The sequence below is a fragment of the Shinella sp. AETb1-6 genome, assembly GCF_009826875.1.
Lineage (GTDB): Bacteria > Pseudomonadota > Alphaproteobacteria > Rhizobiales > Rhizobiaceae > Shinella > Shinella sumterensis.
Genome location: NZ_WUMM01000006.1, coordinates 34,435 through 47,525 on the forward strand (window position 1 = coordinate 34,435; position 13,091 = coordinate 47,525).

Consider the following 13,091-nt stretch of genomic DNA (forward strand, 5'->3'; position numbering starts at 1 on the left):
CACGCCGGCCCCGTCAATCAAATCGCGAGCGATCGGGAGGGCTGCGGCATATGGCCATGCGCGGCGCAAAATGCCGGGGCGCTCTTTATGCGGACAAACCTTGCCCTTACTGTCGGCCGCATGCTCGCTGATTCTGCCAAGGGCCCGAGGCCAAGCCTGACCGAAACGCTGTTCGTGCTGTTCCTGCGGCTCGTGGCGGTGACGTCGCTTTGGTTCGCGCTTCAATACTGGGCCATGCTGACCGGCCTCTCGCTGGGCGGGGCAGGGCGTTTCGACCTGCTGCCGCCGGCATGGAAGGCCGCCGCGACCGCGCTTGCGGTTCTGTTTCCTGTCGCCGCCGTCGGCCTGTGGCTTCTCGTCTCCTGGGGGCCGGTGATATGGCTCATCGCGGCGGCAACCGAGATCGCCATGCACGAGGTCTTTCCGTCCGTCTTCGGCATCAACCGGCTGCTGGTCTTCGCGCATGTCGCGGTGGCCGCAACCTTCCTGATTTTCCACGCCGCGCTCTTCCTCCAGCGCCGCCGTCAGGCCCGCACGGTAAGAACTGATTCACCGTGAGACAGCATCGGCCTCTGGTAAGGCGCTGTTAAGGCTGCGGTTTAAGTAGAATTTTAGATGCATTCGTTAGGTTCTCACTCAAGGCGGGAAAACAAACCACACCGCCAAACAAAACAGTGAGGCAGTAACAATGAACACCAAGATGAAGCCCCAGCAGGCCCCGGTCGTCGATCAGCAGGAAGATGCGATCCGCAACCTCTATCTGGAATCCCTCCACCTCGTCGAGCGTCTGCACCGCCGCCTGCTCGATGTGATCAAGGACGAGTTCGACCGTGCCGGTCGCTCCGATGTCAACGCCGTCCAGGCGCTGCTCCTCTTCAACATCGGCAACTCGGAACTGACCGCCGGCGAGCTGCGCTCGCGCGGTTACTATCTCGGCTCGAACGTTTCCTACAACGTCAAGAAGCTGGTCGATCTCGGCTTCATCAACCACCAGCGCTCGCGCATCGACCGTCGCTCGGTCCGCATCAGCCTGACGGAAAGCGGCCAGGAAATCGCCGAAACCGTCGCAAGGCTCTACGAGCGCCATATCGGCTCGATCCAGAAGGTCGGCGGCATCGGCGAAGGCGAGTTCAACCAGATGAACAAGCTGCTCCAGCGTCTCGACCGCTTCTGGAACGACTCGATCCTGTACCGCCTGTAAGCGCTCCAGCGTCTCGACCTCCTCCTCAAAAGCCGGCCGCGTTCCCTGCGCGTCCGGCTTTTCACGTTTTCGTGCAAGGCTCTACGCCGCCCGCCGAGACACGAATTGGCCATATTGCTATGACACCCGAACGCTGGGCTTAAGGTATGCGCGGGCGGCACGGCCGGTTTGCGTTTGTTAACCCTGTTCGTGATAGCTGCATCGGGTATGAACCGCGGTTCACGTGCCCGCGCGCCCGCCGCTTTGAACGGCGTCTCAGGAGATGGTAGGATAGATGTCTCGCAAAACCGAAACTGATGTGTTCTCGCGCCGCGCATTTCTGCGCTCCGCCGCAACCTTCGGCGCCGCCGCCGTTGCCGGCCCGGCTCTGGCCCAGACGGCGCTTGACGATGTCCTGAATGCACCGCGCCGCGGCAACTGGGACGACCAGTTCGATGCACAGGCCTCGCGTGCATCCGCAGCCGTCCAGTCCAACAATCCGATCCTGGGCTCGGGTTCGGTCCCCAACATCCAGCAGGCGATTTCCGATTACCAGCAGATCGTGTCGAACGGCGGCTGGCCGCAGGTCAATTCGTCCCAGAAGCTGCAGATCGGCGTCGTCGATTCCGGCGTGCAGGCGCTTCGCCAGCGCCTGATCATCTCGGGCGACCTGCCGCGGGCCGCCGGCATTTCCGACTCCTTCGATTCCTACGTCGATGGCGCGGTCAAGCGTTTCCAGGCCCGCCACGGCCTTCCGCAGGACGGCGTTCTCGGCGAATACACGCTGAAGGCCATGAACGTGCCCGCCACGACCCGCCTCAGCCAGCTGAACACCAACCTCGTTCGCCTGCAGACCATGTCGGGCGACCTCGGCCAGCGCTATGTGATGGTGAACATCCCGGCCGCCTATATCGAGGCGGTGGAAGGCGGTCGCGTGGCCTCGCGCCACGTCGCCGTGGTCGGCCGCATGAGCCGTCCGACGCACATCATCAATTCCAAGATCTATGAGGTCATCCTCAACCCCTACTGGACGGCGCCCCGCTCGATCATCGAGAAGGACATCGTGCCGCTGATGCGTCAGGACCCGACCTATCTGGCGCGCAACAACATCCGCCTCATCGACGGCAAGGGCCAGGAAGTGGCGCCGGAAACCGTGGACTGGAATGCCGAGAAGGCGCCGAACCTGATGTTCCGCCAGGACCCGGGCAAGATCAACGCCATGTCCTCGACGAAGATCAACTTCCACAATCCGAACAACGAATACATGCACGACACGCCCCAGCAGGGCCTGTTCAACAAGCTGATGCGCTTCGAATCCTCCGGCTGCGTGCGCGTGCAGAACGTGCGCGACCTGACGACCTGGCTGCTGCGCGACACGCCCGGCTGGTCGCGCGAGAAGATCGAGCAGGTCATCAACTCCCGCGTCAGCTCGCCGATCCGGCTGGCGACCGAGGTGCCGGTCTACTTCGTCTACATCTCGGCATGGTCGGCCCGCGACCGCGTCGTGCAGTTCCGCGACGACATCTACCAGATGGACGGCGCTACGGAACTGGCGCTCCAGACCGGCTACAACCAGGAAGGCGGCCAGTCCGTCGAGAGCAATCTGCTGCCGCAATAAGGCAATCGGCTCAAAACCGTCGAAAGCCCCGCATCCCAAGGGATCGCGGGGCTTTTGCTTTTCAGGTCTTCGCGCTCTGTCGTTTTTGTTGCAGAAGATGCGTTGAAATGGCGCAAACCGTGGAGCGGATATTGCCCTTGCCATGCGAGGACGATAAACACCGTGCCACCACCCTTAAGGAGCCTCGAGGATGAGCCAGACTTCTGCCACCGACGTTTTCTTCACGCGTAACCTTGCCGATACGGATCCGGATATTTTCGGCGCGATCCAGAAGGAACTCGGTCGCCAGCGTCATGAAATCGAGCTGATCGCCTCCGAAAACATCGTGTCGCGCGCCGTGCTCGAAGCCCAGGGCTCGATCATGACGAACAAGTATGCCGAGGGCTACCCGGGCAAGCGCTACTACGGCGGCTGCCAGTTCGTCGACATCGCCGAGGAACTCGCCATCGAGCGCGCCAAGAAGCTGTTCGGCGTCAACTTCGCCAACGTGCAGCCGAATTCCGGCTCGCAGATGAACCAGGCCGTCTTCCTCGCGCTGCTCCAGCCGGGCGACACCTTCATGGGCCTCGACCTGAACTCGGGCGGACACCTGACGCACGGTTCGCCGGTCAACATGTCCGGCAAGTGGTTCAACGTCGTGTCCTACGGCGTTCGCGAAGGCGACAACCTGCTCGACATGGACGATGTCGCCGAGAAGGCCCGCAAGAACAAGCCGAAGCTCATCATCGCCGGCGGCACCGCCTATTCCCGCATCTGGGACTGGAAGCGCTTCCGCGAGATCGCCGATGAAGTCGGCGCCTATCTCATGGTCGACATGGCCCATATCGCCGGCCTCGTCGCCGGTGGCCAGCATCCGTCGCCGTTCCCGCATTGCCACGTCGCCACGACGACCACGCACAAGTCGCTGCGCGGCCCGCGCGGCGGCGTCGTGCTGACGAACGACGAGGACATCGCCAAGAAGATCAACTCGGCCGTCTTCCCGGGTCTCCAGGGCGGTCCGCTGATGCACATCATCGCCGCCAAGGCCGTGGCCTTCGGTGAAGCATTGCAGCCGGAGTTCAAGGAATACGCCGCGCAGATCGTCAAGAACGCCAAGGCGCTCGCCGAGACGCTGAAGGCCGGCGGCCTCGACATCGTTTCGGGCGGCACGGACAACCACCTGATGCTCGTCGACCTTCGCAAGAAGAACGCGACCGGCAAGCGTGCGGAAGCAGCGCTGGGCCGCGCCTACGTCACCTGCAACAAGAACGGCATCCCGTTCGATCCTGAAAAGCCCTTCGTCACCTCGGGCGTCCGCCTCGGCACGCCGGCCGGTACGACCCGCGGCTTCAAGGAAGCCGAGTTCAAGGAAATCGGCAACCTGATCGTCGAGGTTCTCGACGGCCTCAAGGTCGCCAATTCGGACGAGGGCAATGCGAGTGTCGAAGCCGGCGTGCGCGACAAGGTCGTCAAGCTGACCGAACGCTTCCCCATGTATTCCTACATGTAAGCCGGTCGTTCCAGGATACGGTGTTGCGCGGTTTCCGCCGGGAACCGCGCAGAGCAAGGAGAATTCATGCGCTGCCCCTATTGCGGTTCGGAAGATACGCAGGTGAAGGATTCCCGTCCCGCAGAGGACGGGGCCGCCATTCGCCGCCGGCGCATCTGCCCGGATTGCGGCGGTCGGTTCACCACCTTCGAGCGGGTGCAGCTGCGTGATCTCATGGTGGTCAAGAAGACGGGCCGCAAGGCCCCCTTCGACCGCGACAAGCTTTTGAAATCCTTCGAGATCGCGCTTCGCAAGCGGCCCGTCGACCGCGACCGTATCGAGCGCGCCGTCTCAGGGATCGTGCGCCGGCTGGAAAGCTCCGGCGAGACGGAAATCGCCTCGGAGGAAATCGGCCTCCAGGTGCTGGAGGCGCTGAAGGCGCTCGATGACGTGGGCTTCGTGCGTTACGCCTCCGTCTACCGCGACTTCTCCCATGTCGACGACTTCGAGAAGATCCTCGCCGAGGTCGCCGCCAAGATCGCCCGTGACCCGGGCGTCGATGGCTAGATGTCCGGCGGCGCGCGCGACGACATCAGGTTCATGGCGGCAGCACTTCGCCTCAGCCGCCGCAATCTCGGCCTGACGGCCACCAATCCTTCCGTCGCCTGCCTGATCGTCAAGGATGGCGTGGTTCTCGGCTCCGCCGTGACCGCGCCCGGCGGACGGCCGCATGCCGAAACGCAGGCGCTCGCCGAAGCCGGCGCGGCGGCGCGTGGCGCAACGGCCTATGTCACGCTCGAACCCTGCTCCCATCACGGCAAGACGCCGCCCTGTGCCGATGCGCTCATCGCCGCCGGCGTCGCCCGCGTCGTCGTATCCGTCACCGATCCCGACATCCGCGTGGCGGGCAGGGGACTGTCCATGCTGGAGGCGGCCGGCATTGCCGTGGAGACGGGCGTGCTGGAGGTTGAAGGCCGCGCCGCGCTCGCCGCTTATCTCACGCGGCAGACGAAGAAGCGGCCGTATATGACTCTGAAACTTGCGGTTTCGAGCGACGGCATGCTCGGCCGGCTCGGGGCAGGGCAGGTGGCGATCACGGGGCCGGTATCGCGCGGGCAGGTGCATGTGCTGCGCGCCGAGACGGACGCGATCCTTGTCGGCATCGGCACCGCCCTTGCCGACGATCCCGAACTGACCTGCCGCTTGCCGGGACTGGAAGCCCGCTCGCCGGTCCGCATCGTGCTGGATCCGCGGCTGGAACTGCCGGTGACGTCGAAGCTGGCGCGCACGGCGCGCGACGTGCCGGTGCTGCTTGTCGCCGAAAACGACGGTGACACCGATCGCGCTTTCGTCGACCGGCGCGACGCGCTGGAGAGCCTTGGCGTCGAGGTGGTGGAATGCGACCCGCGCAAGCTCGACACGCTGCTTGTGGCGCTGGCCACGCGCGGGATATCCTCGCTGCTCGTGGAGGGCGGTGCGCGCACGGCGCGTTCCTTCCTCGATGCCGGCCTTGTCGACCGCATCCTGCTGTTTGGCGGCGCAGCCCCCCTTGGCAGCGACGGGGTGCCATCCCCATGTGTGCCGGGCCCATCTGTGCCAGGGCGCGCGCCGGAGGGCTTTTCACTTCGCCATACGGCCCGTTACGGCGCTGACCTTCTGGAAGAATACGAAAGAGACGATTGATGTTTACCGGCATTGTCACGGATATTGGAACGGTGGAAAAGGTCGAGCCGATGAACGAGGGGGTTCGCCTGCGTGTGCGCACCGCCTACGACCCGGCGACCATCGACATGGGCGCATCCATCGCCCATTCCGGCACCTGCCTCACCGTCACCGCTTTGCCGGAAGAGGGGTCGAATGCCCGCTGGTTCGAGGTGGAGGCCTGGGAAGAGGCCCTGCGCCTCACCACCATCGGCAGCTGGACCACCGGCACCCGCATCAATCTCGAGCGTTCGCTGAAGATCGGCGACGAACTGGGCGGCCATATCGTTTCCGGCCATGTCGATGGCAAGGCCGAAATCCTGTCCGTCGAGGCCGAGGGCGATGCCACCCGTTTCCGCATCCGCGCGCCCGAGGGACTGGAGCGCTTCGTCGCGCCGAAGGGATCGGTCGCGCTCGACGGCACGTCGCTGACCGTCAACGCGGTGGACGGTGCGGTGTTCGACGTGCTGCTCATCCGCCACACGCTGGAGGTCACAACCTGGGGCGAACGCAAGGCGGGGGACTTCGTCAATTTCGAGGTCGATACCATGGCCCGCTATGCCGCGCGCCTGGCGGAGTTTCCGGCCAAGCCGTGACTCGCGCGTGACGCCGGGCGACGCCGGCGTGGACTGATACGGGACACCGGCAAAATTTAACAAGGGGCGTAAGACTCTGGATACTTCTGCGTCTTTAGGGTGGCGCATTGGACCGCTGGAGACCGCCCCTGCATGACGCCAGACTACAACACCCTGCTCCTTGCGATCGGGCTGTCCGGCTTTTGCCTTTCCGCCACCTTGTTTGCGTCCTGGTTGTCGGCCCGCGTGGAGCGTTTCCTGTTGTCCTGGGCGATCGGCATCGGCATCATCGTGGCGGCGGTCGGCGTCTATAGCCTCTATGTCGAGAATGCCAGCATCGGCATCACCTGCCTTGCCTTCGTGCTCCAGTTCGGCGGTTTCGCCTTCATCTACGGCGCGGCCTACCGCTTCCGCACCGGCCGGCGCGGACGCTGGCGCATTGCCGCCGTGTTCCTCGCATCGTCGGCTGTCAGCATTCCATGGATCCCGTTCGGCCTCGACGGTGTAGCGCTCATCGCGCTGAACCTCGTGATCGCGGCAACGCTTGTCGCGACGGCATGGGAGTACTGGCTCGGCCGTGCGGAAGCGCCGCTGCCGCTGACCGGTATTGTCGCGCTCTACGTTCTGGTGGCGACCTCCTTCGTGCTTTGCGCCGGCGTGCTTCTGGAGCAGCGCCAGTGGTCGATCGGCCATGCGCCGGACAACTGGGCGGAAAATCTCAATCTGATCGCGGCGATCCTCGGCATAACCGGCATCGGCGCCATGTCGCTGGCGCTGAACCAGTGGCGCATCGCCGGCGCACACCAGCGCACGGCGATGACCGATGCCCTCACCGGCCTTCTCAACCGCCGCGCGCTTTTCGACCGCTACGGCGAGGAGACCGTCTTCGCCCATCGTGCGGCCATCGCCTTCGACCTCGACAACTTCAAGGCCGTGAACGATCAGTACGGCCATGCCGCCGGCGATGCGGTGCTGAAGTGCTTTGCCGAAGTCCTCGTGGAGGCCTGCGGAACCGCCGCCTGCATCGCCCGCCTTGGCGGCGAGGAATTCGTGGTGGTCATGGACCGCGCCGTGCTGGACCGCGTGGCGCGCGTTGCGGAACGCATCCGGGCGGATTTCGCCGCACGGCTCATTCCTATCGGAAAGGGCTCGATCAACTGCACCGTCAGCGCCGGCATCGCCTTCGGCAGCGACACCGGCTTGAGCTTCGACGCGCTGCTGAGCAATGCGGACAAGGCGCTCTACACCTCCAAGCACAACGGCCGCAATCGCGTATCGCTTGCCGCCTGACGACCGGCCTGAACGGGGCTGCCGCAGGCCCGCAAGCCCGTCTGCGGGGCCGAAAACGCCGCAGGCGGCGGAAATTGCTTGCCAAGCCTCGTTCGGCATGGTTTGACCGCCGCCTCTGCCCGCCATGCCGGGCCTGCTCCATTTTCAGGTGATTCATGGCCAACACCGATAATCCTCATCTTCTGATCGTCGAAGCGCGCTTCTATGACGACATGGCCGATGCGATGCTCGACGGCGCGAAACACGCGCTGGAAGCCGCCGGCGCCACCTTCGATGTCGTGACCGTCATGGGCGCGCTGGAAATTCCCGCCGCCGTCGCCATGGCGCTCGACGGCATGGACAATGGCGGCACCTGGTATGACGGTTTCGTCGCGCTCGGCATGGTCATCCGTGGCGAGACCTATCATTTCGATATCGTCGCCAACGAATCCTGCCGCGCGCTGATGGACATCGCCGTCAGCGAGAGCCTGCCGATCGGCAACGGCATCCTGACCGTCGAGAACGACGAGCAGGCCTGGGCGCGCGCCCGTCGTTCGGAAGGCGACAAGGGCGGCTTTGCCGCCCGTGCGGCCCTCACCATGATCGAGCTGAAGAAGAAACTGGGCGGCGAACAGTGACCAGCGAAAACAATTCCCACCCCGTCAAGCCGGCCAACCAGCGCGGTGCCGCGCGTCTTGCCGCCGTGCAGGCGCTCTACCAGATGGATGTCGGCGGCACCGGCGTTCTCGAGATCGTCGCCGAGTACGAGACGCACAGGCTCGGACAGGAAATCGACGGCGACACCTACCTCAAGGCCGATGCCGGCTGGTTCCGCTCCATCGTGTCGGGCGTCGTGCGCGACCAGCGCCAGCTCGATCCGATGATCGGCGCGGCCCTGCAGGACGACTGGGCGCTGTCGCGTCTCGATTCCACCGTGCGCGCCATCCTGCGTGCCGGCACGTTCGAGCTCAAGGAGCGCAAGGATGTGCCGGTGGCGGTCATCGTCACCGAATATGTCGAGATCGCCAAGGCGTTCTTCGAGGAAGACGAACCCAAGCTGGTGAATGCCGTCCTCGACCGCATCGCCAAGCAGGTCCGGGTCGAACAACGCAAGTAAAGCGGTAGACAGGCATGAGCGCGAATACGGTCGAAGGTCTTGAACGGGAGCTTTCGGCCGCGCGCCGCAACGTGTTCCTGCTGACGCTGGCGCAGGCGCTTCTCGCGTCCGCCGGACCGATCGTCTTCTCGGTCGGCGGCCTTGCCGGCTACAATCTCTTGGGACAGGACAAGTCGCTCGCGACCGCGCCGCTTACCGGCTTCAACATCGGCGTGGCGCTCGGCGCCGTGCTGGTCGCCATCGCCGCGCGCCTGCTCGGCCGTGCGCATGGCTTCATGGTCGGGTCGCTGGTGGGCGCCGGCGGCGGGCTGGTCGCGGCCATCGCGCTGTTCCGAAGCGATTTCTGGCTGTTCGCCCTGGGCTTCCTGCTGGTGGGCATTGCCAGCGGTTTCGCGCAGAAGATCCGTTTCGCCGCCGCCGATGCCTCGCCGTCCTTCTACAAGCCGCGCGCGATCTCCTGGATCCTGGCGGGCGGCGTGCTCTCGGCGATGCTCGGCCCCCAGGTGGTGATCTTCACCAGGGACCTGTTCGAGCCGGTGATGTTCGCGGGCGCCTTCGTGGCGCTCGTGCCGCTGTGCGGTGCTGCCATCCTGCTGTTCTTCTTCCTGCGCCTGCCCGACCACAAGGCGGCGGGTGCGGCGAGCGGCGAGCCGGCCCGGCCGCTCGGCGAGATCGTGCTCACGCAGCGCTTCCTGACGGGCATGATCTGCGGCATTTCCACCTATGCGCTGATGACCTTCATGATGACCGGCGCACCGCTCGCCATGGTCATCGGCTGCGGCTTCTCGCCGGATCTCGCCACGCTCGGCATCCAGTGGCATGTGCTGGCCATGTTCGCGCCGAGCTTCGTCACCGGCATGCTGATCCAGCGCTTCGGCAGCGAGGCGGTCGTGGCTGCCGGCCTCGTCATCCTGATGGCCTGCGCGGGCATCGCGCATATGGGCATCGAGCTGTGGAACTTCTGGGGGGCGCTCATCCTGCTCGGCGTCGGCTGGAACTTCGGCTTCATCGGCTCGACGGCCATCGTCGCCTCCAGCTACCGGCCGCACGAGGCCGACAAGGTGCAGGGCTTCCACGACATCATCCTGTTCGGCACGGTGGCGCTCGCCTCCTTCTCCTCCGGCAAGGTGTTCACCGCCTATGGCTGGCAGGCCATCAACATGATGTTCTGGCCCGTCACCGGCGTCAGCCTCTTCCTCGTCCTGATCCTCCTCTTGCGCAACCGCCGCAAGGCGGCCTGACGGTCCGCATCGGCCGCGGCGGCAAAATCCGCTCCCTCGACGCGTGTGGCGAGATGCGGCGGCTTGACGCGGCCGATTCGCAAACGCACTCTGGCCTCGCGCCGGCACCCGGCTTGTGAGGAGGCAAACCGGGCGCGGACGCATAGCGCTGCGGGAGAGGCCCCGCGGCATCCAAGGAGGAAAGAGCGAAATGACCATATTGCTTGGCGTTATCGCATGCGGGTTGCTCTCGGTGGTCTATGCCATCTGGGCGACACGGTCGGTGCTTGCCGCCGACCAGGGGAATGCCCGCATGCAGGAAATTGCAGGTTATATCCGGGAAGGGGCGCAGGCCTATCTCACCCGGCAGTACAAGACCATTGCCCTGGTCGGTGTTGTCGTCTTCGTCGGCACCTGGCTGCTTCTTTCCGCAACGGCTGCCATCGGGTTCCTGATCGGCGCCGTGCTGTCGGGCGTTGCCGGCTTCATCGGCATGCATGTGTCCGTCCGCGCCAATGTGCGCACGGCCCAGGCCGCGTCCGTCAGCCTGTCCTCCGGCCTCGACATCGCCTTCAAGTCGGGCGCGATCACCGGCATGCTGGTGGCCGGCCTCGCCCTTCTCGGCGTGTCGATCTACTACTGGGTCCTCACCGGCGTCCTCGGGCAGGAGCCCGCCTCGCGCGAGGTCATCGATTCGCTCGTCGCGCTCGGCTTCGGCGCCTCGCTGATCTCCATCTTTGCCCGTCTCGGCGGCGGTATCTTCACGAAGGGCGCCGACGTGGGCGGCGACCTCGTCGGCAAGGTGGAAGCCGGCATTCCCGAAGACGACCCGCGCAACCCCGCCACCATCGCCGACAATGTGGGCGACAATGTCGGCGACTGCGCCGGCATGGCGGCCGACCTCTTCGAGACCTATGCGGTGACGGTCGTCGCCACCATGGTTCTTGCGGCGATCTTCTTTGCCGGGACGCCCGTTCTGGCGTCGGCGATGATCTATCCGCTCGCCATTTGCGGCGCGTGCATCATCACCTCGATCGTCGGCTCGTTCTTCGTCAAGCTCGGCACAAACGGCTCGATCATGGGCGCCCTCTACAAGGGCCTCGTCGTGACCGGCCTGCTGTCGATCCTCGGCCTTGCCGCGGCGACCACGCTGACCGTCGGCTGGGGCGTGATCGGCACGGTGGCCGGCAAGGAGATCACCGGCACGAACCTGTTCATCTGCGGCCTTCTCGGCCTCATCGTGACGGCGCTGATCGTGGTCATCACCGAATACTATACCGGCACCAACAAGCGCCCGGTCAACTCGATTGCCCAGGCATCGGTGACCGGCCACGGCACCAACGTCATCCAGGGCCTCGCGGTGTCGCTGGAATCGACGGCGCTGCCGGCCATCGTCATCGTCGGCGGCATCATCGCCACCTACCAGCTGGGCGGCCTCTTCGGCACCGGCATCGCCGTCACCGGCATGCTGGGCATTGCCGGCATGATCGTGGCGCTCGACGCCTTCGGCCCGGTCACCGACAATGCCGGCGGCATTGCCGAAATGTCCGGCCTCGACCCGGAGGTGCGCAAGTCGACCGACGCGCTCGACGCCGTCGGCAACACGACGAAGGCCGTGACCAAGGGTTACGCGATCGGTTCGGCCGGCCTCGGCGCGCTGGTGCTGTTTGCGGCCTATTCGAACGACCTTGCCTACTTCGCCGCCAATGGCGACAAGTATCCGTATTTCGCGGATATCGGCACGATCTCCTTCGACCTCTCCAACCCCTATGTGGTCGCAGGCCTGATCTTCGGCGGTCTCATCCCCTATCTCTTCGGCGGCATCGCGATGACGGCGGTGGGGCGTGCGGCGGGCTCGATCGTCGAGGAGGTGCGCCGGCAGTTCCGCGAAAAGCCGGGCATCATGGCGGGAACGGAACGGCCCGACTACGGCCGCGCCGTCGACATGCTGACCAAGGCGGCCATCCGCGAGATGATCGTGCCGTCGCTCCTGCCGGTGCTGGCGCCGCTCGTCGTCTATTTCGGCGTGCTGCTGATCTCGGGCTCCAAGGCATCCGCCTTCGCCGCGCTCGGCGCCTCGCTGCTCGGCGTGATCGTCAACGGCCTGTTCGTCGCCATTTCGATGACATCCGGCGGCGGCGCCTGGGACAACGCGAAGAAGAGCTTCGAGGACGGTTTCGTCGACAAGGACGGCAACCGGCACATGAAGGGTTCGGAAGCGCACAAGGCCTCCGTGACCGGCGATACCGTCGGTGATCCCTACAAGGACACGGCGGGCCCCGCGGTCAACCCGGCGATCAAGATCACCAATATCGTGGCGCTGCTGCTGCTGGCCGTCCTCGCCTGACCCTGAAAACCGCGCAAACAAAAACCGCGGGGAGCGATCCCCGCGGTTTCCTTTTGTCCTTGCGGTGCGCGCTTAGTTGTTGCCGCCCAGCATGCTTCTCATCATTGCACCGGGGTTTGCGCCACCGCGCAGCAGCTGGCCGAGGAAGGTCGTCTCGGCGCCGCCCGTCGGCGTGACGCGCTTGATCATGTCGAAGACCTTGCCGTCCTGCAGCGTGTAGTGGGCGAGGCGCTCGACATTGCCGTCCTTGTCGAAATAGACGGCCAGAACGCTCTGCTCCACGACTTTGGGCTTCATGAAAGCCATCGGGCGCGTGCGTTTCTGGGATATGTAGTAGAAGACCTCGTTGTCGAACGTCGCCGTCGAGGAGGGCGAGCCGAGCGAGAGCAGGACCTGTTCGCGCGACGAGCCGACGGGGGCAAGTGCAAGCGTTTCCTGGTCGATGACGTAGCCCTGGTGCATTACCTCGCCCATGCCCATGCTCTGGCAGCCTGCCAGAACGGATGCGGAGAGGGTGGCGGCAACGGCGGCACTACGCAACAGCTTCATATTCACAGCATCTCTCTTAACACTATCCCCGGGACGATGATGGCCGC

At 65.0% G+C, this 13,091-nt stretch carries 13 protein-coding genes; 12 read left to right on the forward strand and 1 reads right to left on the reverse strand.

Features of this window, described 5'->3' with window-relative positions; genetic code table 11:
* Nucleotides 1-87 precede the first annotated feature (87 nt).
* From GR158_RS11880 to GR158_RS11935, 12 genes are all read left to right on the forward strand, one after another.
* Nucleotides 88-558 carry a DUF6163 family protein gene (locus GR158_RS11880; protein WP_371731640.1) on the forward strand — a complete coding sequence of 157 codons (471 nt, stop codon included), beginning with the start codon at nt 88-90 and terminating at the stop codon, nt 556-558.
* 130 nt (nt 559-688) lie between these two features.
* Nucleotides 689-1,201, forward strand: a complete 513-nt coding sequence (gene ldtR, locus GR158_RS11885; RefSeq protein WP_134649883.1) for a transcriptional regulator LdtR — start codon at nt 689-691, stop codon at nt 1,199-1,201.
* Between the two features lie 274 nt (nt 1,202-1,475).
* Entirely contained in the window at nt 1,476-2,798 is a 1,323-nt protein-coding gene (locus GR158_RS11890; protein WP_134649884.1) for a murein L,D-transpeptidase, read from the forward strand.
* A 190-nt stretch (nt 2,799-2,988) separates the two neighbouring features.
* On the forward strand, nt 2,989-4,287 hold the full coding sequence (gene glyA, locus GR158_RS11895) for a serine hydroxymethyltransferase (protein WP_160871252.1): 1,299 nt from the start codon (nt 2,989-2,991) through the stop codon (nt 4,285-4,287).
* A 66-nt stretch (nt 4,288-4,353) separates the two neighbouring features.
* Nucleotides 4,354-4,833 carry a transcriptional regulator NrdR gene (gene nrdR / locus GR158_RS11900; RefSeq protein WP_134649886.1) on the forward strand — a complete coding sequence of 160 codons (480 nt, stop codon included), beginning with the start codon at nt 4,354-4,356 and terminating at the stop codon, nt 4,831-4,833.
* Nucleotides 4,834-5,949 (forward strand): bifunctional diaminohydroxyphosphoribosylaminopyrimidine deaminase/5-amino-6-(5-phosphoribosylamino)uracil reductase RibD, encoded by a 1,116-nt coding sequence (ribD, locus tag GR158_RS11905; RefSeq protein ID WP_160871253.1) that lies wholly within the window; start codon nt 4,834-4,836, stop codon nt 5,947-5,949.
* Entirely contained in the window at nt 5,949-6,563 is a 615-nt protein-coding gene (locus GR158_RS11910; RefSeq protein WP_134649888.1) for a riboflavin synthase, read from the forward strand. The genes ribD and GR158_RS11910 overlap by 1 nt, the downstream gene beginning before the upstream one ends.
* Before the next feature lie 132 nt (nt 6,564-6,695).
* On the forward strand, nt 6,696-7,832 hold the full coding sequence (locus GR158_RS11915; protein WP_160871254.1) for a diguanylate cyclase: 1,137 nt from the start codon (nt 6,696-6,698) through the stop codon (nt 7,830-7,832).
* Nucleotides 7,833-7,987: 155 nt separating this feature from the next.
* A complete protein-coding gene (ribH, locus tag GR158_RS11920; protein ID WP_134649890.1) occupies nt 7,988-8,449 on the forward strand; it encodes a 6,7-dimethyl-8-ribityllumazine synthase in 462 nt (153 codons plus the stop codon).
* Nucleotides 8,446-8,928 (forward strand): transcription antitermination factor NusB, encoded by a 483-nt coding sequence (nusB, locus tag GR158_RS11925; RefSeq protein WP_134649891.1) that lies wholly within the window; start codon nt 8,446-8,448, stop codon nt 8,926-8,928. The genes ribH and nusB overlap by 4 nt, the downstream gene beginning before the upstream one ends.
* Nucleotides 8,929-8,942: 14 nt before the next feature.
* Nucleotides 8,943-10,169, forward strand: coding sequence for an MFS transporter (locus GR158_RS11930; protein ID WP_160871255.1), 1,227 nt, complete (start codon nt 8,943-8,945; stop codon nt 10,167-10,169).
* Nucleotides 10,170-10,359: 190 nt separating this feature from the next.
* Nucleotides 10,360-12,495: a sodium-translocating pyrophosphatase gene (locus GR158_RS11935; RefSeq protein WP_160871256.1), complete on the forward strand. Its 2,136-nt coding sequence runs from the start codon at nt 10,360-10,362 to the stop codon at nt 12,493-12,495.
* Between the two features lie 72 nt (nt 12,496-12,567).
* Here the strand turns inward: GR158_RS11935 and GR158_RS11940 are convergent, their stop codons facing one another.
* Nucleotides 12,568-13,044: an outer membrane protein assembly factor BamE gene (locus GR158_RS11940; RefSeq protein ID WP_160871257.1), complete on the reverse strand. Its 477-nt coding sequence runs from the start codon at nt 13,042-13,044 to the stop codon at nt 12,568-12,570.
* Nucleotides 13,045-13,091: the final 47 nt, after the last annotated feature.